Here is a 22,381-nt window from a genome sequence, read left to right as displayed (position 1 = left end):
ATTCCCTATGAACGGCGCACAAGCCCTGATGAAGACCCTGGCCGATGCCGGCGTTGAGGTCTGCTTCACCAACCCCGGAACGAGCGAGATGCACTTCGTTGCCGCCCTCGACAGCGAACCGCGCATGCGCGCCGTGCTGGCCCTGTTCGAGGGCGTGGCCACGGGTGCGGCCGACGGCTACGCGCGCATGGCCGACAAGCCCGCCGCCACGCTCTTGCACCTGGGCTGCGGCCTGGGCAACGGCCTGGCCAACCTGCACAACGCGCGCAAGGGCAAGGTGCCCGTGGTCAACATCGTGGGCGACCACGCCACCACCCACACGCAGTACGACGCACAGCTGCAGTCCGACATCGAGACCGTGGCGCGCAATGTCTCGCCCGGCTTCGTGCGCACCTCGCAGAGCACGGCAGCGCTGTGCCAGGACGCGGTGGACGCCATCGCCGCCGCGCGCGGCCTGCCGGGCCAGGTGGCCACGCTGATCCTGCCGGCCGATGTGTCCTGGGGCGAGGGCGGCGCGCCCTGCACGCCACCGCCGGCGCCGCGCCCCCAGGCGGCGGACGACGCCACGGTGCAGGCCATCGCCCAGGCCCTGCGCGCGGGCGGCAAGACCGCGCTGCTGCTGGGCGGGCAGGCGCTGCGCGAGCCCGGCCTGCGGGCCGCCGCGCGCATCGCCGCGCACAGCGGCGTGAAGGTGTTCGCCGAGGTGTTCCCCACGCGCCTGGAGCGCGGCGCGGGCCTGCCCGCCGTGGAGCGCATCGCCTACCTGGCCGAGCTGGCCGGCGTGCAGCTCGCCGGCATCGAGCACCTGGTGCTGGTCGATGCCAAGGCGCCCGTGTCCTTCTTCGCCTACCCCGGCAAGAAGAGCTACCTGGTGCCCGACGGCTGCACCGTGCACACGCTGGCCACGCCGGAGCAGGACGCCGCCGCCAGCCTGGAAAAACTCGCCCAGGCCCTGGGCGCCGCCCAGGCGCAGCCCACGCTGCAGGCACCGGCCCGCCCGGGCCGCCCGCGCGGCAAGCTCACCGCCGAGAAGGTCTGCAAGGCCGTGGGCCACCTGCTGCCCGAGAACGCCATCGTCATCGACGAGGCCATCACCTCGGGGCTGATGCTCGGCCCCTTCACCGCCGGCGCGCCGCGCCACGACCTCATCACGCTCACGGGCGGCGCCATCGGCCAGGGCCTGCCCAACGCCGTGGGCGCGGCCATCGCCTGTCCGCAGCGCACGGTGCTGGCGCTGATCGGCGACGGCACGTCGATGTACACCATCCAGGCGCTGTGGACCATGGCGCGCGAGCGGCTCAACGTGGTGTCCATCATCTTCAACAACGCCTCGTATTCGGTGCTGAATGTGGAACTGGAGCGCGTGGGCGCCGAGGAGGTGGGCGCCAAGGCCAAGTCGCAGCTCGACCTGGCCGGGCCGGAGCTCAATTTCGCGCACCTGGCGCAGGGCATGGGCGTGCGCGGGGTGCGCACCACCACGGCGGAGGAATTCGTCTGGGCGCTGGAGCAGGCGCTGGCCACGCCCGGGCCGCACCTGATCGAGGCCATGGTGCCGCAGTCGCTCAGCGGGCTCAAGCGCAAGCTGTTGCCGTGGCTGCTGCGCTCGCTGCCGAGCCTGCCGCAGCCGGTGGCGCGGGCGCTCAAGCGGAAGATTGCTCCTTAAGGCTTTTTTGGCGTTTGGGGCTGGATGGGCATGCGGTGCTAGCTATTGTTTTCGTAGCTAGTGGCTGTTGCTTGGTTGAGGGCGGAGGCCGGGATGTCGCCCCGGCGGGCGACTCACTTTTCTTTGCTTCGCCAAAGAAAAGTAAGCAAAAGAAAGGCGACCCTACTGTCCGTGACCCCTGCGCTTCGCTCCGGGGCAACCTGCGATGCTCGCGCAGGGGGTGCGCCGTGGAACTCACTGCGCGCTGGCGCGCTCCGTTCGGACAACCACGGCAAGCCAGAGCACGAAGCATGCGTGTCCTTCGGCACGCATGCCCACCCCCTGCGCTGCGCTTCTCGGCACGGCCAGAAGGGAACCCATCGAACAGCCACACGGGCCATCGCTGCGCTCGGCCCCGAGAGGCGCTGGCGCTTTGCGCCGCGAGCGCCAGGCCGAGCGCAGCGATGGCCCGTGTGGTTTTCAACCCCTTGTGGCTGCGCCTGCGGCGGGGTGGTTGTGGGGTGGCATGCGCGTCGGAGCGCGCATGCTTCGTCAACTGACTCGCCGTGGTTGTTCGAGCGCAGCGCGCCAGCGCGTAGCGAGTTCCACGGCGCACCCCGCAAGCGCACCGGCGCAGGTTTGCCCCTTCGCAACGCGAAGGGGTCGCAGACTGAGGGTCGCCTTTCTTTTGGGTACTTTTCTTTGGCGAAGCAAAGAACAAGTACCTCGCCCGCCGGGGCGAGACCCGGCCTCCGCCCTCAATCCAGGCACGCCGAAAACTATCAAAAAGATAGCTGCCAGCGCAATACTAGAAAGCGCTAGAGGCCAAAAAATCAACGAACCCGCATCCCTGGCGTCGCCCCAGGCCACGGGTTCAGCACGTAGATCCCCGGGTTCGTCTTCTCGTCCGCATGGCTGCCCGCCAGCACCATACCCTCGGACACGCCGAACTTCATCTTGCGCGGCGCCAGGTTGGCCACCACCACGGTCAGCTTGCCCACCAGGTCGGCGGGTTGATAGCTGCTGGCGATGCCGGAGAACACGTTGCGCGTGCGGCCCTCGCCCACGTCGAGCGTGAGGCGCAGCAGCTTGGTCGAGCCTTCCACGGCCTCGCAGTTCACGATCTGGGCGATGCGCAGGTCGATCTTGGCGAAGTCGTCGATGGTGATCGTGGGGGCCAGTTCCTCGCCGCCGGGTGCTACGGTTTCAGGAGCTTCTGGCGCTTGCTGAGCCTGGGCTGGAGGCTCGAACAAGGCATCAAGCTGCTTCACGTCCACGCGCTGCATCAGGTGCTTGTACTCGCCGATCACATGGCCCTTGCCGAGCATGGCCTGGGCGCTGGCGAAGGTGAAAGGCTCGACCTTCAGGAAGGCCTCGACCTGCGCGGCCAGGGCCGGCAGCACGGGCTTGAGCAGGATGGTGAGCAGGCGGAAGGCTTCGATGCAGGTGGTGCACACGTCCTGCAGGCGGCCTTCCATGCCTTCCTGCTTGGCCAGCTCCCAGGGTTTGTTCTGGTCCACGTAGGCGTTCACGCGGTCGGTCAGCAGCATGGTCTCGCGCAGGGCCTTGCCGTATTCGCGTTCGGCCAGCAGCTCGATGATGGAGGGCGCCACGGTGCGCAGGTGGTCCAGCAGCGCGTCGCCGTCGGCCGACACCTCGCCGAGCTGGCCGCCGAAGCGCTTGCTGATGAAGCCGGCCGCGCGGCTGGCGATGTTGATGTACTTGCCGACCAGGTCGCTGTTGACGCGCAGCATGAAGTCTTCGGCGTTGAAGTCGATGTCCTCGTTGCGGCTGCTGAGCTTGGTGGCCAGGTAGTAGCGCAGCCATTCGGCGTTCATGCCCAGGCCCAGGTACTTGAGCGGGTCCAGGCCCGTGCCGCGGCTTTTGCTCATCTTCTCGCCGTTGTTCACCGTGAGGAAGCCGTGCACGAACACCGAATCGGGCACCTTGCGGCCGCTGAACTTCAGCGTGGCGGGCCAGAACAGGGTGTGGAAGGTGACGATGTCCTTGCCGATGAAGTGGTACTGCTCCAGCGCCGGGTCGGCCATGTAGGCGTCGTAATCCTCACCACGTTTTTCGAGCAGGTTCTTCAGCGAGGCCAGGTAGCCGATGGGCGCGTCGAGCCACACATAGAAGTACTTGCCCGGCGCGTCGGGGATCTCGATGCCGAAGTAGGGCGCGTCGCGCGAGATGTCCCAGTCGCCCAGGCCCTCGCTCTGCGTGCCGTCGGGGTTGGTGCGCACGGTGAACCACTCGCGCACCTTGTTGGCCACCTCGGTCTGCAGGCGGCCGTCCTGCGTCCAGTCTTCCAGGAAGGCGACGCAGCGCGGGTCCGACAGCTTGAAGAAGAAGTGCTCCGAGTGCTTGAGCACCGGCTTGGCACCCGAGAGGGCCGAGTAGGGGTTGATGAGGTCGGTGGGCGCGTACACGGCGCCGCAGACCTCGCAGTTGTCGCCGTACTGGTCCTTGGCGTGGCACTTGGGGCATTCGCCCTTGATGAAGCGGTCGGGCAGGAACATGTTCTTCTCGGGGTCGAAGAACTGCTCGATGGTGCGCGTCTCGATCAGGCCGTTGGCCTTGAGGTCGCGGTAGATGTCCTGCGCGAGCTGGTGGTTCTCGGGCGCGTCGGTGCTGTGCCAGTTGTCGAACTGGATGTGGAAGCCGTCGAGGTACTGCTGGCGCCCGGCGGCGATGTCGGCCACGAACTGCTGCGGCGTCTTGCCGGCCTTCTCGGCGGCGATCATGATCGGCGCGCCGTGCGTGTCGTCGGCGCCGACGAAGTTCACCTCGTTCCCCAGCAGCCGCTGCGTGCGCACCCAGATGTCGGCCTGGATGTACTCCATGATGTGGCCGATGTGGAAGTTGCCGTTGGCGTAGGGCAGAGCGGTGGTGACGAAGAGTTTGCGTGCGGGCATGGGAGCGGCTCTCGAAGCGGATTCGCCTTTTTGGCGGAACCCTTGATTTTACGGGCGCGTCGCCCAGGCGTCAGCCGGGCCTGGGCAAGGGCCGGGCGCCCTGGGCACAATCCGCGCCACAACAAGACCACCGAGGAGACAACCATGATCAAGAAACTGCTCATCACCGTGGGCGCCGTGGCGCTGGCCGGCCTGGCCTACCTGCTGGCCTGGCCCGTGCCCATCGCCCCCGTGGCCTGGCAGGCGCCGGCGGCGCCCGGCTACCAGGGCGCGCACGCGCCCAACCAGCGCCTGGCGAACCTGCGGATGATCGACCTGCGCGGCGAGGTCGGCCCCGAGCACATCGCCATCGGCAAGGACGGCAAGCTCTACACCACGGTGCTCAGCGGCAATATCCTGCGCATGAACGCCGATGGTTCCGACAGCGAGGTGTTCATCAACACCGGCGGTCGGGTGCTGGGCTTTGATTTCGACGCGGCGGGCAACCTCATCGCGGCCGACGCCGTCAAGGGCCTGCTGTCGGTGTCGCCCGCAGGCCGGGTGCAGCTGCTGGCCGACCGCGTGGGCGACGACCCGATCCGCTACGCCGACGGCGTGGTGGTGGCCAAGAACGGCAAGATCTACCTCAGCGACGCCTCCACCCGCTTCGCCCCCAAGGACTGGGGCGGCACCTTCGAGGCCAGCGTGCTCGACATCCTGGAGCAGGCGGCCACCGGCCGGGTGCTCGAATACGATCCGGCCAGCCGCGCGGTGCGCGTGGTGGCCAAGGGCCTGAGCTTCGCCAACGGCGTGGCGCTGAGCAGCGACGAGCAGCACCTGTTCGTCAACGAAACCGGCAAGTACCGCGTCTGGAAGATCGCCGTGGACGCGCAGGACCTCGACATCGCCCAGGGCGCAGGCGACCAGGCCCGCGTGCTGCTGGACAACCTGCCGGGCTACCCCGACAACCTCATGCGCGGGCTGGACGGAAAGATCTGGCTAGGCTTCGCCAAGCCGCGCAACCCCACCATCGACGGCATGGCCGGCAAGCCCTGGCTGCGCGCGCTGACGCTGCGCCTGCCGCGCGCACTCTGGCCCATCCCCAAGGCCTACGGCCATGTGATCGCCTTCACCGAGGACGGCAAGGTGGTGGCCGACCTGCAAGACCCCTCGGGCGCCTACCCCGAGACCACCGCCATCACCGAGACGCCCGAGCGCCTGTACGTGCAGAGCCTGCACGCCAAGGGCCTAGGCTGGTTGGGGAAGTGAGCACCCCCCTGAGGCCCTGTGGGCCTTCCCCCCGCTCTCGCAGTGCTGTGCACTGCGGGCAGGGGGACGCACCCGGTGGCCGGGCAAAGCCCGCTCCACGGGTGCCCTGGCCCTCGCTGGTAGCGCCGCGAGGGCGTACGACTCCGTGAGCGCCAGCAAGAGTGTGCCGTTGAGCGTGGGGTAGCGTCAGGCCTTGGGCTTCCGAGGCAGTTCGGCGCCGGTGTCGTTCCAGCCGAAGAACCGGCACACCGCCGCGCGCTGCGCCAGCGTGTCGGCGCGGCCCAGGGCCATGAGATCGCGCGTGTAGTTCTGCTCGAACAGCAGGTAGCTGGCCAGCGCCGCGCTGCGCACGTCCTGGCTCTTGGACGAGACGCCCAGCGCGCCGAGCATGGTGCGCACGGGCGCGGGCAGGTCGGCCACATGGCGCGCGGCCACGGCGTCGAGGCGCTCCGAGGGCGCGATCACCAGCAGCTCGATGGGGCGCAGCGCACTGCGCGCGCGCGCCTCGGGCGGGATCAGCGAGATCGTCTGGTTGATGCGCTGCATGCGCTCCACGTCCACCCAGAGCGCGTCCAGGAAGATGTTCGACAGCGCGTGGCCGGCGATCTGCGCCAGCGAGGGGTAGCCGGTGGAGAGCGCCGCCGTCACGTCGCCCTTGGGTTCGTGCATGCGGCCCGCGCCGACCACCAGCACGCGTTCGGCGCCCAGGTGGATGGCTGGCGCGATGGGGGCCGACTGGCGCATGGAGCCATCGCCGAAATATTCGATGTGCCCCTCGACGTCGATCGCCGTGGCCGGGAACACGAAGGGGATGGCGGCCGAGGCCAGCAGGTGTTCGTGCGTGATGCGGTCGCGCACCGAGCGGCGCTGCGAGCGCACCCACGGGTCCTGGCGCTCGCCCGCCTCGAAGAAGGTCACGTGCTCGCCCGAGCTGTAGCTTGACGCCGTGACCGCCAGCGCCTGCAGATGGCCCTGGCGGATCAGGCGCGGCAGGCGCATCAGCGGCACCATCTTCACCAGCAGCTGCGCCAGCGGCGCGTTGTCCAGCAGCGAGCGCGGGCGCATGCGGCGCCAGCGCGCCAGCGCCCAGCCCAGCGACAGCAGCGTGAGCCAGCGCGCGCCGCTGCGCATCACGCTGAGGGAGTCGGCGCGGTAGACATGGTGCGCGTGGAAGTTGCTCCACACGCGCACGATGCGGCGCACCGCGCGGTCGAACTGGTCGGCGCCGCAGGCCAGAGCGGCGGCGTTGATGGCGCCGGCCGAGGTGCCGGTGACGATGGGGAAGGGGTTGGGCTCCTTGCCCGCCCCGCAGGCCAGGCGCAGGTCGGCGATGGCTTCGAGCACGCCCACCTGGTAGGCGGCGCGCGCGCCGCCGCCGGTCAGCAGCAGCCCGGTGCGCGGGGTGGAGGGTGCGGGCGCGGGCGTGGGCATGGTGGCGGAGCGGTCATGGTTGCACGGAGCAGGGGGCCGTGCCTGCCCCGAGTGTGCGCGCGGGTGCTCCCTGCCGGCCTTGGGGAAACCCCATGGCCGTTGCGCGGGCGCCGCAGATCAGCGGGTGCCCAGCAGCAGGCCGGCCAGCGCGTCGCCCTGCACGACGGTGATGCCGTGGTCGCGCGCGAACAGACGGGCGTTGTCGCTCAGGCTGCCCTGGGCCAACAGGTACAGGCCCGCCTGGGCGCCGCGTGCCTGCATGGCGGCGTGCAGTTCGCGCAGCGGCTCCACGCCGTGGGTCGCGGCCTTCCAGCGCCGGGCGCTGGCCAGCAGCGCCTGCCCGTCCTGGGTCAGCACGAAGTCGGCCGCGCCGCCGCCCGCGAGGCGCTCGACGCCATGGCCGTTGGAGCGCCAGGCGGCTTCCAGCGCATCGGCGAAATCGCGCCAGGGCCAGGCCTGCAACTGCGCGTGCATGGCCGCCACGCGCGCGGCGCTGGGCGCGTGCCACTGGCGCCAGGCGGCCACGCAGCCCACGGCGAAGAACGGGAAGGTGCCCAGCACGCCGGCGTACACGTACTCGCGCGGCAGCAGGGCGGCGGCGGCCAGCGAGAACAGGCCCACCAGCGCGAAGCTGATCCACCACGGCGAGCGCAGCAGGATGGCGAACAGCGAGTTGGGCGACATCTTGAATTTCACGGGGGTCCTCAGAGGGGTGCTGGATCGGTGCGGGGCCTGCATTGTCCTGCAGCCAGTGGGGTCGGTGCGGTTCGATAGACTACCGCTCCCACAGGAGTACATCGGAATGGCTATCAACGAACAGGGCCTCATGGCGGCCCTCGGCACCGTGCAGGACCCCGGCACGGGCAAGGATTTCGTCAGCGCGCGCGCCCTGCGCAACCTGCGCATCGACGGCGGCGCCGTGTCTTTCGACGTGGAGCTGGGCTACCCCGCCCGCAGCCAGGAGAGCGCGCTGCGCGCCAGCCTGGAGGCCGCCGCGCGGACCGTGGCGGGCGTGGAGCGCGTGCAGGTGAACATCGTGACCAAGGTCGTGGCCCATGCCGTGCAGCGCGGCGTGCAGCTGCTGCCGGGCGTGAAGAACATCGTGGCCGTGGCCTCGGGCAAGGGCGGCGTGGGCAAGAGCACCACGGCGGCCAACCTGGCGCTGGCGCTGGCGGCCGAGGGCGCCACGGTGGGCCTGCTCGACGCCGACATCTACGGCCCCAGCCAGCCCATGATGATGGGCATCGCCGGCCGGCCCGAGAGCCTGGACGGCAAAACCATGGAGCCGCTGGTCAACCATGGCGTGCAGGTCATGTCCATCGGCTTCCTGGTGGACCAGGACGAGGCCATGATCTGGCGCGGCCCCATGGCCACGCAGGCGCTGGAGCAGCTCCTGCGCCAGACGAACTGGAAGGATCTGGACTACCTCATCGTGGACATGCCGCCCGGCACCGGCGATATCCAGCTCACGCTGAGCCAGCGCGTGCCGATCACCGGCGCCGTGATCGTGACCACGCCGCAGGACATCGCGCTGCTCGACGCCAAGAAGGGCATCAAGATGTTCGAGAAGGTGGGCGTGCCCATCCTCGGCATCGTCGAGAACATGGCCGTGCATGTGTGCACGAACTGCGGCCATGCCGAGCACATCTTTGGCGAAGGCGGCGGCCGCCGCATGGCGCAGGACTACGGCATGGACTACCTCGGCGCCCTGCCGCTGTCGATGCAGATCCGCCTGCAGGCCGACAGCGGCCAGCCCACCGTGGTGGCCGAGCCCGGCGGCGAGGTGGCACGGATCTACAAGCAGGTCGCGCGCGAAGTGGCCGCGAAGATCGCCCGCCAGTCCAAGGACTTCTCGGCTAAGTTCCCCACCATCTCGATCAGCAAGAGCACTTGAGCGCGGCGTTCCGTGGCCCTGCGGGCGCCCTGAAAAGATCGTGAACAGGCGCTAGGACGAAGACGCGCGGGAGAGGGCGGGCAGCAGCATCGGGGAGGACGGGCAGGCCATCACCCGGTCGCGGCCGGCCTTCTTGGCGTTGTAGAGCGCCGTGTCCGCCTGCTCGAACAGGGCCTGGGCCACTTCGGTGGCGCTGGGGAAGCCGGACGTGGGCGGTGTCGTGGCCACGGGCCTGTCGGACGCGGCGAGGGCGCCGGGGTGGATGCAGGCCACGCCGATGCTGACCGTGACATGGTCCCGCCCCTGCGCCGCGAGGTGCGCGATGCCCAGGGCGCGCACCGCCCCGCAGATCCGCTCGGCCAGGGCCATGGCCTGCGGCACGGCGGTGTCGGGCAGCAGGACGGCGAACTCCTCGCCGCCATAGCGCGCCGCCAGATCGCCTTCGCGCCCGACGGCGTGCGACAGCGCCTGCGCCACCTGCTGCAGGCATTGGTCGCCCGCCACATGGCCGTAGTGGTCGTTGTAGGCCTTGAAGTGGTCCACGTCGATCATCAGCAACGCCAGGGGGGCGCCACTGCGCATGGCGCGGTTCCATTCGCGGGCCACGGCTTCGTCGAGCGCCAGGCGGTTGGCCACATGCGTCAGCGGGTCCAGGCGCACCTGTGCCTCCAGGGCCGCGCGGTAGCGGGCGAGCTGTTCCTCGGCCTGCTTGCGCTCGGTGATGTCCTGCACGGTGCCGGTCATGCGCGAGACCAGGTTCTTGTCCTGGCCCACTTCGTATTCGCCCCACACTTCCACCCAGCGCACTTGCTGGTCGCTGGGGCGGATGAGGCGGTACTGGGTGCGCAGCGCGGTGTGCTGCTTCATGGCCTGGTCGTGCACGGCGAGGATCTGCGTGCGTTCCTCGGGGTGCAGCAGGCGCACCCATTGCGAAAGCAGCATGCGCCCGTCGGGCGGCAGGCCGTAGATCTGGCTGGCCATGTCCGACATGAAGAACTCCTCGCGCGCCACGTCGTAGGCGAAGTAGCCGAGCGAGGCGGCCTTCTGTGCATTCTGGAGCCAGCGCATGTTGCGCTCCACCTCGGTTTTCAGGGCCCGCTCGCGCCGTCTGGCGCGCCATTGCCAGTGGGCCGCCAGAAAACCCGCGAACAGCAGCACCAGGCTGATGGGCAGGCTCAGGGCCAGCCATTCCCGGGCGCGGATGTCGCTGAAGGCCTCCGCGATGTCCACTTTGGTCACCATGTACCACGGCGAATCGGGCACCGCGCTGACCATGGCCAGCACCTCCTCGCCCCGGTAGTCGCGCCCGTAGAGGATGCCGCGCTCCCCGTTGGCGGCCAGCACCGCGGGGTCGCTGCCCTGGCCCATGGGCAGGCGCAGGGACAGCGGCGGGTCGCCGTGGTGCCGCAAGGGGCTGAGGAACGCCACCTCGTCCCCCTCGCGCAGCACCAGGGCGGATTCAGCGGTGGTGCTGGGGGTGGGCCAGTTTTCCAGCAGAGGGTAGAGCGTGGTGCGCACGTCGCTGACCAGCCAGACCGCGCCCACCGGCACCATGTCCTCGAAGAGCGGGGCCAGCAGGCCGAAGAAGGGGAAGGCGAAAAAGGCGTCGCGGCGCGGCTCGACCACCATGGCCTGGGCCTGCGCGAGCGCGCGCCGCAGCGCTTGCTGTTCCGGCTCGGGCAACGGGCCCTGGGCGCTGCCGCCGGGTGAGAGCCGCAACTGGCCCTGGGTGTCCACCAAATACACTGCGGTGTAGCGCGCGCGCTCCTGCAGGGTGCGCAGGCGGTCGAGCACCTGCGATGCCTGGGGCTCCACTGGCTGTTGCAGCCACCGGGCCACCGATTGCGCGAACAGGGTGTCGTCGGTCAGCGCCATGGCATCCGACAGGCGGCGTTCGCGCCACTCGGCCACGCTCTTGGACTGCAGCTGGCTGATGGCCTGCAACTCCCACTCGACCTGGTGGCGGTAGCGCCTTTCCCGGTCCTGGTGGATGCTCTGGACGCTCCAGAACATGCCCGCCAGCACCACGATCGCCAGCAGCGGCAGGGCCTTCCAGCTCAGGAAGGGTATGCGGCGGGATGGCGGGGCGGAAGACGGCGGCATGGTGTCCGAAGAGGCGTTGACGGGGCGGGCAGGGGCAAAACGGGGTGTTTTTTCCGTGAATGCGGGCGAATGGTGCAAGCAACGAAAAGACTATGTCACACTTTGTTCCAGATCGAGCCCGGACACCGGGTGCCGATCAGCGCATTTCACCGCTTGACACGAAGGATATCGCCGTGCCACTGACCCGCCGTGCCCTGGCCCACCGCCTGATCGCCATCGCCAGCCTGGCCGGGCTGGGCTGGGCGCCCCAGGCCCTGGCGCATGCGGTGCCGCGCGCGGTGTCCATCAACATCTCGCTGGAGCCCGACAGCCTGGACCCCACCATGGCGCCCGCCGCCTCGATTGGCGAGGTGGTGCACTACAACGTGTTCGAGGGCCTCGTGAAGATCGAGGAAAACGGCGCCATCGCGCCCCTGCTGGCCGAATCCTGGAGCCAGGACCCGGATGGCAAGGCCTACACCTTCCGGCTGCGCAAGGGCGTGCGCTTCCATGATGGCGCGCCGTTCGATGCGTCGGCCGTGAAGTTCAGCTTCGAGCGCGCCAAGGCGCCGGGCTCCACCAACAAGGCGCGCAAGGCGCTGTTCGACAACATCACCCGCATCGAGACGCCCGATCCGCGCACCGTGATCCTGGTGCTGGCCCGCCCGGACGCCAGCCTGCTGTTCCGCTTGGGCGAGAACACCGCCGTCATCCTGCACCCCGACAGCGCCGGCCAGGCCGCCACCTGGCCCGTGGGGACCGGACCGTACCGCTTCGAACAGTGGGTCCGGGGCAAGCACATCACCCTCGCCAAGGCCGACAGCTACCGGCAGCCGGCCAAGGTGCGGATCGACCGCGTGACCTTCCGCTTCATCCACGACCCGGTGGCGCAGGCGGCGGCGGTGCAGGCGGGAGAGATCGACATGTTCTTCAACTTCGCCACGCACAACGTCAGCCGTTTCCGGGGCGACAGCCGCTACCACGTGCTCATCGGCTCGTCCAGCGGCAAGGGCATGCTGGCGCTGAACCATCGGCGCAAGCCCCTGGACGACGCGCGCGTGCGCCGCGCCATCACCCACGCCATCGACCGCGAGGCCTTCATCCGCGAAGTGCTCGAAGGCCGGGGCAAGGCCATCGGCAGCCATTTCTCGCCCACCGACGCGGGCTATGTGCACCTGGCCGGCATGTACCCCTACGACCCGGACCGTGCCCGCGCGCTCCTGCGCGAGGCCGGCGTCAAGACCCCGCTGGAGCTGACGCTGACCCTGCCGCCCACCCCCTACGCCCGCATGGGCGGCCCGGCCGTGGCGGCCGATCTGGCCAAGGTGGGTGTCGTGGTCAAGCTGGAGCATGTCGAATGGGCGCAATGGCTCGCGGGCACCTTCAAGGGCCAGTTCGACCTCACGCTGATCAACCACGTCGAGCCGCTGGATTACCAGATCTACACCGACCCGCAGTACTACTTCGGCTACGACAGCCCGGCCTTCCGCGGTCTCGTGGCGCGCCATGCCGAGAGCGCCAACGCCCGCGAGCGCCAGCGGCTGCTGGTCGAGATCCAGCGCCACTTGGCGCAGGACGCCGTCAACGCCTGGATCTTCGCCGCCCAGATCGGCACCGTGGCGCGCAAGGGGCTGCGCGGGGTGTGGATGAACTACCCCATCTTCGTGCACGACGTCGGCGCCATGTGGTGGGAGTGACGCGGGCTGCCTCCGGCCGCATAAAGCCCCGCCAAGGCGTGCCCCACGGGCAATTGCGCTAAGGTAGGCACCCATGAACCTCTCGATTTTCCAGCTCGGCTGGCGCACCCTGCTGCGCGACCTGCGCGCCGGCGAGCTGCGCCTGCTCGCCGTGGCCGTGACCCTGGCCGTGGCCGCGCTCACCTCGGTGGCCTTCTTTGCCGACCGCCTGCAGGGCGGCCTACAGCGCGACGCCCTGCAGATCCTCGGCGGCGACGCCGTGGTGGCCAGCGACAACCCCACGCCAGAACCCATCGTGCAGCGCGCGCGGGCGCTGGGCCTGCAAATGGTGACCACCGTGGGCTTTCCCACCATGGGCCGCGCCAGCGACGCCCAGGGCGGCGCCAGCCGCCTCGTGGCCTTCAAGAGCGTCGAAAAGGGCTACCCGCTGCGCGGCAGCCTCACCGTGGCGGCCGCGCCCGGGGCGCCCGAGCAGACCACGCGCGACATCCCCGCGCCCGGCGAGGTGTGGGTGGATGCGCCCCTGCTCGACTCCCTGGGCCTGAAAATGGGCGACCCGCTGCTGCTGGGCGACGCCAGCCTGCGCATCACCCGCATCATCGTCATCGAACCCGACCGGGGCGCCGGCTTCATGGCCTTCGCGCCACGCGTCATGGTGAACGAGGCCGACGTGCCCGCCACCGGCCTGGTGCAGCCCGCCAGCCGCCTGACCTACCGCTTCGCCGTGGCGGGCGAGCCGCGCGCCGTGCGCGAGTTCAGCACCTGGGCCGAGCAGGAGGTGCAGCGCAGCAGCGCGCGCGGCGTGCGCCTCGAATCGATCGAATCGGGCCGCCCCGAGATGAAGCAGACGCTGGACCGCGCGCAGAAATTCCTCAGCCTCGTGGCGCTGCTGGCCGCGCTGCTGTCGGCCGTGGCCGTGGCGCTGGCGGCGCGCGGCTTCGCCGCCGGCCACCTCGACGCCTCGGCCATGCTGCGCGTGCTGGGCCAGAGCCAGCGCGCCATCGCCGGCAGCTACGCGGTGGAATTCATCCTCGTGGGCCTGGCCGCCAGCGCGCTGGGCGTGCTGCTGGGCTATGCCGTGCACCATGTGTTCGTGGTGCTGCTGGCCGGGTTGGTGGAATCGGCGCTGCCCGGCGCCAGCGCCTGGCCCGCCGCTCTGGGCCTGGGCGTGGGGCTCACGCTGCTCGTGGCCTTTGGTCTGCCGCCCGTGCTGCAACTGGCGCAGGTGCCGCCGCTGCGCGTGATCCGGCGCGACATTGGCGCCCTGCGCCCGGCCTCGCTGGCCGTGCTGGGCCTGGGCATGGCAGGCTTCGCGGCGCTGCTGCTCGTGGTCAGCAGCGACCTCAAGCTTGGGCTCATCGCCGTGGGCGGCTTCGCCGTGGCCGTGGGCCTGTTCGCGCTGCTGAGCTGGCTGGCCGTGGCGGTGCTGCGCAAAACCGTGAACGAGGCCACCGCGCCGCGCTGGCTGGTGCTGGCCACGCGCCAGATCTCGGCGCGCCCGGCCTATGCCGTGGTGCAGGTCAGCAGCCTGGCCGTGGGCCTGCTGGCGCTGGTGCTGCTGGTGCTGCTGCGCACCGACCTCATCGCCAGCTGGCGCCAGGCCACGCCGCCCGACGCGCCCAACCGCTTCGTCATCAACATCCAGCCTGACCAGGCCGACACTTTCCGCCAGACGCTGAAGGACGCGGGCGTTGGCCGCTACGACTGGTACCCCATGATCCGTGGCCGCCTGGTGGCCGTGAACGGCCAGCCCATCGGCCCCGAGAGCTACGCCGACGACCGGGCCCAGCGCCTGGTGGAGCGCGAATTCAACCTCTCCAACGCCGCCGTGCAGCCGCCGCACAACCAGGTGGTGGCCGGCCGCTGGACGCCCGGCGAACAGGGCGCGGCCAGCGTGGAGGACGGCCTGGCCAAGACCCTGGGCCTGAAACTGGGCGACACCATGCGCTTCGACATGGCGGGCGTGCAGCACGAGGTACGCATCACCTCGCTGCGCAAGGTGGACTGGGGCTCCATGCGCGCCAACTTCTTCGTCATGTTCCCGGTGGACCACCTGGAGGGCGCGGCCGTGACCTACCTCGCCGCCTACCGCGCGCCCGAGACCGCCGGCTTCGACAACGCCCTGGTGCGCCAATTCCCCAACATCACCAACGTGGACATGGGCGCCACGCTGATGCAGGTGCAGCGCGTGCTCGACCAGGTGGTGCGCGCGGTGGAATTCCTGTTCGGCTTCACCCTGGCCGCCGGCCTGGTGGTGCTGTTCGCCGCCGTCACCGCCACGCGCGAGGAGCGCGCCCGCGAATACGCCATCATGCGCGCCCTGGGCGCGCGCGGCAGCCTGCTGGGCGACGTGCAGCGCGCTGAGCTGGCCGGCGTGGGCCTGCTCGCCGGCGTGCTGGCCAGTTGCGTGGCCGTGGCCGTGGGCTGGGCGCTGGCGCGCTTCGTGTTCGACTTCACCTGGACCGCCTCGCCCCTGGTGCCCCTGGCCGGCGGCCTGGCCGGCGCCGTGCTGGCGCTGCTGGCGGGCTGGTGGGGCCTGCGCGAGGTGCTGCAACGCCCCGTGGTGGACACGCTGCGCCGTGCAGCGGAGTAGAAATACTATTGTTTTAATAGCTGCTGGCGCTTGATGGTATTGCGCTGCAGCCCGTTTTTGCCATGAACCCTGAAGACACCCCGGCCGAAACCCCGCTGTTCGAGCGCATCGGAGGCGAGCCCGCCGTGCGCGCCCTGGTGGACCGCTTCTACGACCTCATGGACCTGGAGCCCGGCTACGCCGCGCTGCGCGCCACGCACGGCAGCACGCTTGATGAGTCGCGCGACAAGCTGTTCTGGTTCCTCTGCGGCTGGCTCGGCGGCCCCGAGCACTACACCAGCCGCTTCGGCCACCCGCGCCTGCGCGCACGCCACATGCCGTTTGCCATCGGCGTGAAGGAGCGCGACCAGTGGGTGGCCTGCATGGACCAGGCCATGGCGGAATGCGCCACGCCCGAGGAGTTGCGCACGCGGTTGAAGGCGAGCTTCTTCAATACGGCTGACTGGATGCGCAACAAGGGGCTGTGAGGGGCGCTATTGAATGTATAGCTGCTAGCGTTTATCGAATGGGCGTTTGAGGCGGATTCCATTCAAGAATGGCGCTGAGGCAAGATGTGCACCTGGCAACCACCCACCCAGGAGCCCCATGGCCGCGTCCACGACCCGCAAGAAAACCGCTCGCAAAGGCTTCCGCTGCGCCTGCTGCGGCGAATGGCACGACGAGCTGCTGACCGACATCGCCTGCGGCCTGCCCGACGCCGTGTTTGACCTGGGCTACCTGGAACGCTACCGCCGCGCCCGGTACAACCCCGACTTTTGCACCCTGGACGACAACCGCCACTTCATCCGCTGCGTGCTTCCCGTGCCCTTCACCCACCGCGACGACTATTTTGGCTGGGGCGTGTGGGTGGAGGTGGACCGTGCCACGCACGACCTATGCCTCCGGGTCTTCGACACCGAAGGCGCCGCCGCCGTGCTGCACCAGCATGGCATGCTGGCCAATGAACTCAAGGTCTACCGCAAGACGGCGGGTCTGCCCGTGCGCATCGAACTCTCGGACGAACACCGACCACTGGTGTACCTGCGACCGGCCTCGCGGCACGCGCTGGCGCTGGAGCAGCGGCGGGGGATCGACGAACGGCGGCATCACGCATTGGCGGCGCCTTATCTCTGACGGAGGTAGATGACGGCGGCGTCACCTTTGCCGCCCACCCACCGGCTGCAGCAGCACCAGCATCGCCCCCGCGCCGCCGTCCACCGGCCGCGCCTGCACGAAGGCCAGCACCTCGTGCTTCTGCACCAGCCAGCGCTGCACGCGGCTCTTGAGCACGGGGCTCTTGCCGGGCGAGCCCAGGCCCTTGCCGTGCACCACGCGCACGCAGCGCACGCCGTTCTTGTGGGCGGTGCGGATGAATTCACCGAGCGCCTCGCGCGCCTCGTCCACGCGCAGGCCGTGCAGGTCGAGTTGGCGCTGGATGCTCCAGTGTCCGGCGCGCAGGCGGCGCGTCACCTCCACGCCGATGCCGGGGCGGCGAAAACTCAGCTGGTCGTCGGTGTCGAGCAGGGTGCTGACGTCGAAGTCGTCGCTGATCGATTCGAGCAGCACGCGCTGCTCGTCCAGCGCGTGCTGCACGGGCAGGGGCGGTGGCAGGGGGCGGCGCAGGCGGGCCAGGTTGCGGTCGCGCAGCCGGGTGACGGGGCCCACGGCGCGGCTGAACTGGTGGCGCTCGGCCTCGCGGCGTGCTGCCGCTTCGCGCCGGGCCTTTTCCTCGGCCTCCAGGCGGGCCTGTTCCTCGCGCAGGTGGCGGGCCACGGCGGCCAGGTCCTGCAGGTCGGTCACGCGCACGCTGGCGCGGCGGGGCGCGGGGGCGCTGCTGCGGCGTGGCTGGCGCGAGGTTGGCGTGGTGCTGGAGGCCGGCGCGGGCCGTGGCGGGCGCGGTGCGGGCGCTGGCCGGGGTGGCGCGGCGGGCGGGCTGGCAGGCGCGGCTGCGGGTGGTTCCGGTGCCGCCTTGGGCGCGCGCGCTCTCTCCAGCGCCAGGCGCAGGGCGGTGTGGCCGGGCAGGCTCAAGCTGGTGTAGTGTTTCACTCTTATGGGTACTTTCAGCGAGAGCCCAAGGGGCCAGCTGCTAGGCGCAGGGGCGCAGGCATAACGGGTTACGTCAAGCCACTGCAACAACGCAGATGGCCCCTTGGGCACTCGCCCGAAGGGAGCCCCGAAAAAGCCGCCCAGCGTCGTTTCAGCGCTTGACAAGGGCGCCACCATTGCCTGCGCGCTGCGCCTAGCCGTGCGGCTTTTTCGGGGCTCTGAAAGTACCCATAAGAGTGAAACACTACACGAGGCCTTTCTCGGCCATCGACAGGGCCTGGCCGGGCGCGACGATCACATGGTCGAGCACGCGCACGTCCACCAGGGCCAGCGCGGCCTTCAGGGTTTGCGTGAGCTGTTCGTCGGCGCGGCTGGGCTGCACGCTGCCGCTGGGGTGGTTGTGGGCCAGCACCACGGCAGCGGCCTGGTGGTGCAGGGCGCGCAGCACCACTTCGCGCGGGTACACGCTGGTTTGCGCAAGGGTGCCACGGAAGAGCTCTTCCAGGGCCAGCAGCCGGTGCTGGCTGTCGAGGAACAGCACGGCGAAGACCTCGTGGCCCTTATTGGCCAGGTGCAGTTGCAGGTAGTGCTTCACCGTGTCGGCCGAGTCGAACACCTGGCGCTCTTGCAACTGCTGGGCCAGGGCGCGGCGCGCCAGTTCCAGCACGGCCACGAGTTCGGCGCGCTTGGCCGGGCCCAGGCCCTTGATGCGGCGCAGGTCGTCGGCGCCCGCGTGCAACAGGCCGGCGATGCCGCCAAAGCCGCCCGTGGGCCGGCCGGCGGCGTCGCGCCCGGGCGGGTCCAGCAGCTCCTGCGCCAGTTGCAGCACGCCCTTGCCCACGATGCCGGTGCGCAGCAGCAGGGCCAGCAGCTCGGCGTCCGACAGCGCGGCGGGGCCGCGCGCCAGCAGCTTTTCGCGCGGCTGCGCGTCGGCAGGAAGGTCTTTGAGCGGCATGGCAAGGGGGCCGAAAGGGCCCAAACGTAAAATGGCGCCAGTTTATCGAGGCACTCATGGCAACTGTTCAACCGGGTTCTTTCCTGACCCTGCATTACCGTCTGGCGGGCCCCGCCGGCGACGTCATCAACACCTTCGCCGACAAGCCGGCCACGCTGACGCTGGGCAACAGCGAGCTGTCGCCGGCCATGGAGCAGCGTCTGCTGGGCCTGGAAGAGGGCACGCGCACCACGTTCGAGCTGGCCCAGGGCGAGGCTTTTGGCGAGCGCAATCCCGAGATGCAGCAGTGGGTGGGACGCAAGCTGCTCAATGAATTGGGCGACCCGGACGACGTGTACCACGTGGGCGAGGTGGTGGAGTTCTGCACGCCCGACGGCATGAGCACCTACGCCGGCGTGGTGCTGCAGGTAGGCAATGCCGAGAGCCCCGAGGCGCTGTTGATCGACTTCAACCACCCGCTGGCGGGCCAGCCCGTCACGTTCGAAGTGCACGTGATCGGCGTGCTATGAACCACCCGCAGGAGGTGCTGCTGGCCGAACCGCGCGGTTTCTGCGCGGGGGTGGACCGGGCCATCGAGATCGTCGAGCGCGCGCTGGCCAAGTTCGGCGCGCCCATCTACGTGCGCCACGAGATTGTGCACAACACCTTCGTGGTGAACGACCTCAAGGCCAAGGGCGCGATCTTCATCGAGGAGCTGTCCGACGTGCCGCCCGGCGCCACGCTGATCTTCAGCGCCCACGGCGTGAGCAAGGCGGTGCAGGAAGAGGCGCGCGCGCGCGGCTTCCACATCTTCGACGCCACCTGCCCGCTGGTGACCAAGGTGCACGTGGAGGTGGCCAAGCTCGCCCAGGAGGGCTACGAGTTCATCATGATCGGCCACAAGGGCCACCCCGAGGTGGAGGGCACGCTGGGCCAGCTCGACGGCGGCATCCACCTGGTGGAGGACGTGGCCGACGTGGCGCGCGTGCAGCCCGCGCAGACGGACAAGCTCGCCGTGGTCACCCAGACCACGCTGAGCGTGGACGACGCCGCCGAGATCACCGCCGCCGTGCGTGCGCGCTTCCCCAAGGTGCGCGAGCCCAAGCAGCAGGACATCTGCTACGCTACGCAGAACCGCCAGGACGCCGTCAAGCTCCTGAGCCCGCAGGTGGACCTGGTGATCGTGGTGGGCAGCCCCACCAGCTCCAACAGCAACCGCCTGCGCGAGCTGGCGCAGCGCCTGGGCACCACCAGCTACATGGTGGATAGCGCCGCCGAGCTGCGCCCCGAGTGGTTCGACGGCATTGCCCGCGTGGGCCTTACGGCGGGCGCCTCGGCCCCCGAGATCCTGGTGCGCGAGGTGATCGACCGTATCAAGGTGCTGGGCGCGGTGTCGGTGCGCAAGCTCAGCGGCATCGAGGAAACCCTCAAGTTCCCGCTGCCCAAGGGCCTCAAGCTCGACGGCGCCGGGCAAGCGGCGGACGACGGCGAATGAAATGCTACTGATTCAATAGCTGCTAGCGCTTATGGAACGGGCCTTGTGGCCCGTTTTTTTATTGAAAACGGGAGTTGTTGCTGTTCAAGGCGGCTGAACAGGCGCGGCCCAGGCCAGCAGCCACCGTGCAAGGGCCGCCCCGCAGCACTGGTGGCGTCCCCCCTCCGCGCAGCGAAGCGAAGCAGAGAGGGGGGAAGCGGCGCAGCCGCTCAGGGGGGTGTCCCCTCGTCAACTCCAGAGGTCCAGCGGCGGATCGGCCGCCACGGCGCGCAGGATGTCGGTGCGCGAGATGAAGCCCACCGGCATGCCGTATTCGTCCGTCACCGGCAGGCCGGGCAGCCCGGTTTCGAGCAGCACCGTGGCCACGCGGCGCAGGTCGGTGTCGGGCGCGACGGTGGGCACGGGGCTCACCATCACGGCCGAAACGGGGCGCCGTGCCAGCGCGATCGCGTCCTTGATGTGGCCCGGCTCGGGCAGCAGGTCCAGCGGCGCCATGTCGGCGCGCAGCAGCAGGCCCACCACGCGCCCCTGCGGGTCCACCACCGGGGCCTGGGCGACGCCGTGTTCGGCCAGCGTCTGCCACGCGTTGTTGACGATGGTGTCGGGCTGCACGGCCAGGGCGTTGGCCGTCATCACGTCGCGCACGCGCGAAAGCGGCTGGCGGGGCTGGGCGGGGCCATGCACCGTCTGGGCGTAGGCGCTCACCGCGTCCTGCGACCGCAGGTTCACGGCGGCCGGCGCCGGGCCGGGGGAAGGGGCGGGTGTCGGCACTTCGAGCACGAAGGTTTCCACATCCGCGGCGCGGGTGCGCAGCGCCTGCGGGCGCTGCGTGCGGCGCACGGCCGAGATCTGCGCCAGATTCTCGGGCCCCCCCCGGTACATCTGCCCCGATGGGCCGAACACAAAAAACATGGCAGCCTCCTGCGCGCACCCCGATGGTGCCGATCATGGCCATGTTATCGGCAGCATGGGCCGCGCGGTTCAATCGCCCTTGGCGTGCCGTGGTTCCGTCCGGCCCGGGGGCTGGTGCTGGCAGGTTCTAAAATCCCGCCATGCTTGACATTCTTCTCCTTCGCAAAGACCTCGACACCGCCATCGCGCGCCTGGAAACCCGCAAGAAGCCCCAGGCCTTCTTGAACGTGGAGGCGTTCCAGGCCCTGGAAACCGAGCGCAAGACGCTGCAGACCCGCACCGAGGAGCTGCAATCCCAGCGCAACCAGCTGTCCAAGCAGATCGGCATGCTCATGGGCAAAGGCGACAAGGAAGGCGCCGAGGCCGCCAAGGCCCAGGTGGCCGCCTCCAAGGGGGAACTGGAGCAGTCCGCCGCCCGCCTGGAGCAGATCCAGGCCGAACTGCTGACCCTGCTCATGGCCGTGCCCAATCTGCCGCACGAGAGCGTGCCGGTGGGCAGCGACGAAACCGGTAACGTGGAAGTGCGCCGCTGGGGCCAGCCCGCCAGCTTTGCCTTCGAGGCCAAGGACCACGTGGACGTGGGCACGCCGCTGGGGCTGGATTTCGACATGGGCGTCAAGCTCTCGGGCTCGCGCTTCACCGTGATGAAGGGCCCGATCGCCCGCCTGCACCGCGCGCTCGCCCAGTTCATGCTCGATTTGCAGACCCAGCAGCATGGCTACACCGAGTGCTACGTGCCCTACGCCGTGAACGCCGACTCGCTCAAGGGCACGGGCCAGCTGCCCAAGTTCGAGGGCGATCTGTTCGCCGCCAAGAAGGGGGGGCAGGACGGCGAGCCCGTGCCCGACAACGCGGCGCTCTACCTCATCCCCACCAGCGAAGTGCCGCTGACCAACTTCGTGCGCGACGTGGTGGTGGCCGAGTCGGACCTGCCCATCAAGCTCACGGCGCACACGCCGTGCTTCCGCTCCGAGGCCGGCAGCTATGGCCGCGACACGCGCGGCATGATCCGCCAGCACCAGTTCGACAAGGTCGAGATGGTGCAGATCGTGCACCCCGACAAGAGCTACGAGGCGCTGGAGGAAATGACCCGCCACGCCGAGGCCGTGCTGCAGCAGCTGGGCCTGCCCTACCGCGTGATGGCCCTGTGCACGGGCGACATGGGCTTTGGCGCCGCCAAGACCTACGACCTGGAAGTGTGGCTGCCCGCGCAGAACACCTACCGCGAGATCAGCTCGGTGAGCAACTGCGAGGCCTTCCAGGCGCGCCGCCTGCAGGCACGTTTCAAGAACGCCCAGGGCAAGAACGAACTGGTGCACACGCTCAACGGCTCGGGCCTGGCCGTGGGCCGCACGCTGGTGGCGGTGCTGGAAAACTATCAGCGTGCGGACGGAACCGTCGAGGTTCCGGCCGTTCTCCGCCCATACATGGGCGGCGTGGAGGTGCTCCGGCCCTGAGTTTTACGCGTTCCCCCGCTGGCGCCATGCCAGCCATGACGGGCCCTGGAGGCCCG

At 69.7% G+C, this 22,381-nt stretch carries 17 protein-coding genes; 10 read left to right on the top strand and 7 right to left on the bottom strand.

All coding sequences use genetic code 11. The annotated features are described in order from the left end of the window. Window positions 1-7 precede the first annotated feature (7 nt). Window positions 8-1,663 carry an acetolactate synthase large subunit gene (locus tag D8S75_RS11815; protein ID WP_119966539.1) on the top strand — a complete coding sequence of 552 codons (1,656 nt, stop codon included), beginning with the start codon at window positions 8-10 and terminating at the stop codon, window positions 1,661-1,663. An 812-nt stretch (window positions 1,664-2,475) separates the two neighbouring features. Here D8S75_RS11815 and metG read toward each other — a convergent pair. Further along, window positions 2,476-4,557: a methionine--tRNA ligase gene (metG, locus tag D8S75_RS11805; RefSeq protein ID WP_119966537.1), complete on the bottom strand. Its 2,082-nt coding sequence runs from the start codon at window positions 4,555-4,557 to the stop codon at window positions 2,476-2,478. Between the two features lie 144 nt (window positions 4,558-4,701). Here metG and D8S75_RS11800 point away from each other — a divergent pair, with 144 nt between their 5' ends. Beyond that, entirely contained in the window at window positions 4,702-5,805 is a 1,104-nt protein-coding gene (locus D8S75_RS11800) for an SMP-30/gluconolactonase/LRE family protein (RefSeq protein ID WP_119966536.1), read from the top strand. Window positions 5,806-5,991: 186 nt separating this feature from the next. Here D8S75_RS11800 and D8S75_RS11795 read toward each other — a convergent pair whose 3' ends face one another. Together D8S75_RS11795 and D8S75_RS11790 are read right to left on the bottom strand one after the other, a co-directional pair. Beyond that, window positions 5,992-7,236: a patatin-like phospholipase family protein gene (locus tag D8S75_RS11795; protein WP_119966535.1), complete on the bottom strand. Its 1,245-nt coding sequence runs from the start codon at window positions 7,234-7,236 to the stop codon at window positions 5,992-5,994. A 117-nt stretch (window positions 7,237-7,353) separates the two neighbouring features. After that, window positions 7,354-7,932, bottom strand: coding sequence for a restriction endonuclease (locus D8S75_RS11790; protein ID WP_442475541.1), 579 nt, complete (start codon window positions 7,930-7,932; stop codon window positions 7,354-7,356). A 106-nt stretch (window positions 7,933-8,038) separates the two neighbouring features. Here D8S75_RS11790 and apbC point away from each other — a divergent pair, with 106 nt between their 5' ends. Beyond that, entirely contained in the window at window positions 8,039-9,130 is a 1,092-nt protein-coding gene (apbC, locus tag D8S75_RS11785) for an iron-sulfur cluster carrier protein ApbC (RefSeq protein ID WP_119966534.1), read from the top strand. A gap of 51 nt (window positions 9,131-9,181) precedes the next feature. Here apbC and D8S75_RS11780 read toward each other — a convergent pair whose 3' ends face one another. Beyond that, a complete protein-coding gene (locus D8S75_RS11780) occupies window positions 9,182-11,233 on the bottom strand; it encodes a sensor domain-containing diguanylate cyclase (protein WP_119966533.1) in 2,052 nt (683 codons plus the stop codon). A gap of 173 nt (window positions 11,234-11,406) precedes the next feature. Here D8S75_RS11780 and D8S75_RS11775 point away from each other — a divergent pair, with 173 nt between their 5' ends. From D8S75_RS11775 to D8S75_RS11760, 4 genes are all read left to right on the top strand, one after another. Continuing rightward, window positions 11,407-12,909: an ABC transporter substrate-binding protein gene (locus D8S75_RS11775; RefSeq protein ID WP_232829029.1), complete on the top strand. Its 1,503-nt coding sequence runs from the start codon at window positions 11,407-11,409 to the stop codon at window positions 12,907-12,909. Between the two features lie 73 nt (window positions 12,910-12,982). Then, complete coding sequence (locus D8S75_RS11770) at window positions 12,983-15,502, top strand: ABC transporter permease (RefSeq protein WP_119966531.1); 2,520 nt, start codon at window positions 12,983-12,985, stop codon at window positions 15,500-15,502. Between the two features lie 62 nt (window positions 15,503-15,564). Then, window positions 15,565-15,969: a group II truncated hemoglobin gene (locus tag D8S75_RS11765; RefSeq protein WP_119966530.1), complete on the top strand. Its 405-nt coding sequence runs from the start codon at window positions 15,565-15,567 to the stop codon at window positions 15,967-15,969. 118 nt (window positions 15,970-16,087) lie between these two features. Further along, window positions 16,088-16,615 (top strand): DUF2199 domain-containing protein, encoded by a 528-nt coding sequence (locus tag D8S75_RS11760; RefSeq protein WP_119966529.1) that lies wholly within the window; start codon window positions 16,088-16,090, stop codon window positions 16,613-16,615. Between the two features lie 21 nt (window positions 16,616-16,636). On the opposite strand, the gene D8S75_RS11755 is transcribed toward D8S75_RS11760, so the two are convergent. Both D8S75_RS11755 and radC read right to left on the bottom strand, forming a co-directional pair. Then, window positions 16,637-17,287, bottom strand: a complete 651-nt coding sequence (locus D8S75_RS11755; RefSeq protein WP_119966605.1) for a Smr/MutS family protein — start codon at window positions 17,285-17,287, stop codon at window positions 16,637-16,639. 484 nt (window positions 17,288-17,771) lie between these two features. Then, window positions 17,772-18,482 (bottom strand): RadC family protein, encoded by a 711-nt coding sequence (gene radC, locus D8S75_RS11750; RefSeq protein ID WP_119966528.1) that lies wholly within the window; start codon window positions 18,480-18,482, stop codon window positions 17,772-17,774. 56 nt (window positions 18,483-18,538) lie between these two features. Between radC and D8S75_RS11745 the strand changes: the two genes are divergently transcribed. Together D8S75_RS11745 and ispH are read left to right on the top strand one after the other, a co-directional pair. Further along, on the top strand, window positions 18,539-18,991 hold the full coding sequence (locus D8S75_RS11745) for an FKBP-type peptidyl-prolyl cis-trans isomerase (RefSeq protein WP_119966527.1): 453 nt from the start codon (window positions 18,539-18,541) through the stop codon (window positions 18,989-18,991). After that, window positions 18,988-19,956: a 4-hydroxy-3-methylbut-2-enyl diphosphate reductase gene (gene ispH / locus D8S75_RS11740; protein WP_119966526.1), complete on the top strand. Its 969-nt coding sequence runs from the start codon at window positions 18,988-18,990 to the stop codon at window positions 19,954-19,956. Before D8S75_RS11745 ends, ispH begins: the two co-directional genes overlap by 4 nt. Before the next feature lie 228 nt (window positions 19,957-20,184). Here ispH and D8S75_RS11735 read toward each other — a convergent pair whose 3' ends face one another. Continuing rightward, on the bottom strand, window positions 20,185-20,868 hold the full coding sequence (locus tag D8S75_RS11735) for a CBS domain-containing protein (protein WP_119966525.1): 684 nt from the start codon (window positions 20,866-20,868) through the stop codon (window positions 20,185-20,187). Between the two features lie 140 nt (window positions 20,869-21,008). Here D8S75_RS11735 and serS point away from each other — a divergent pair, with 140 nt between their 5' ends. Beyond that, on the top strand, window positions 21,009-22,325 hold the full coding sequence (gene serS, locus D8S75_RS11730; protein WP_119966524.1) for a serine--tRNA ligase: 1,317 nt from the start codon (window positions 21,009-21,011) through the stop codon (window positions 22,323-22,325). The last annotated feature ends 56 nt before the right edge of the window (window positions 22,326-22,381 follow it).

The sequence above is a fragment of the Simplicispira lacusdiani genome (genome assembly GCF_003604195.1).
Taxonomy (GTDB): Bacteria; Pseudomonadota; Gammaproteobacteria; order Burkholderiales; family Burkholderiaceae_C; genus Simplicispira; species Simplicispira lacusdiani.
This window is presented reverse-complemented; position numbering and strand designations above follow the sequence as displayed.

Bases quoted from the DNA above. Each gene is read 5' to 3' on its own strand.
- D8S75_RS11815 (WP_119966539.1), top strand. From the start codon at position 8: ATGAACGGCGCACAAGCCCTGATGAAGACCCTGGCCGATGCCGGCGTT.
- metG (WP_119966537.1), bottom strand. From the start codon at position 4,557: ATGCCCGCACGCAAACTCTTCGTCACCACCGCTCTGCCCTACGCCAAC.
- D8S75_RS11800 (WP_119966536.1), top strand. From the start codon at position 4,702: ATGATCAAGAAACTGCTCATCACCGTGGGCGCCGTGGCGCTGGCCGGC.
- D8S75_RS11795 (WP_119966535.1), bottom strand. From the start codon at position 7,236: ATGCCCACGCCCGCGCCCGCACCCTCCACCCCGCGCACCGGGCTGCTG.
- apbC (WP_119966534.1), top strand. From the start codon at position 8,039: ATGGCTATCAACGAACAGGGCCTCATGGCGGCCCTCGGCACCGTGCAG.
- D8S75_RS11780 (WP_119966533.1), bottom strand. From the start codon at position 11,233: ATGCCGCCGTCTTCCGCCCCGCCATCCCGCCGCATACCCTTCCTGAGC.
- D8S75_RS11770 (WP_119966531.1), top strand. From the start codon at position 12,983: ATGAACCTCTCGATTTTCCAGCTCGGCTGGCGCACCCTGCTGCGCGAC.
- D8S75_RS11765 (WP_119966530.1), top strand. From the start codon at position 15,565: ATGAACCCTGAAGACACCCCGGCCGAAACCCCGCTGTTCGAGCGCATC.
- D8S75_RS11760 (WP_119966529.1), top strand. From the start codon at position 16,088: ATGGCCGCGTCCACGACCCGCAAGAAAACCGCTCGCAAAGGCTTCCGC.
- radC (WP_119966528.1), bottom strand. From the start codon at position 18,482: ATGCCGCTCAAAGACCTTCCTGCCGACGCGCAGCCGCGCGAAAAGCTG.
- D8S75_RS11745 (WP_119966527.1), top strand. From the start codon at position 18,539: ATGGCAACTGTTCAACCGGGTTCTTTCCTGACCCTGCATTACCGTCTG.
- ispH (WP_119966526.1), top strand. From the start codon at position 18,988: ATGAACCACCCGCAGGAGGTGCTGCTGGCCGAACCGCGCGGTTTCTGC.
- D8S75_RS11735 (WP_119966525.1), bottom strand. From the start codon at position 20,868: ATGTTTTTTGTGTTCGGCCCATCGGGGCAGATGTACCGGGGGGGGCCC.
- serS (WP_119966524.1), top strand. From the start codon at position 21,009: ATGCTTGACATTCTTCTCCTTCGCAAAGACCTCGACACCGCCATCGCG.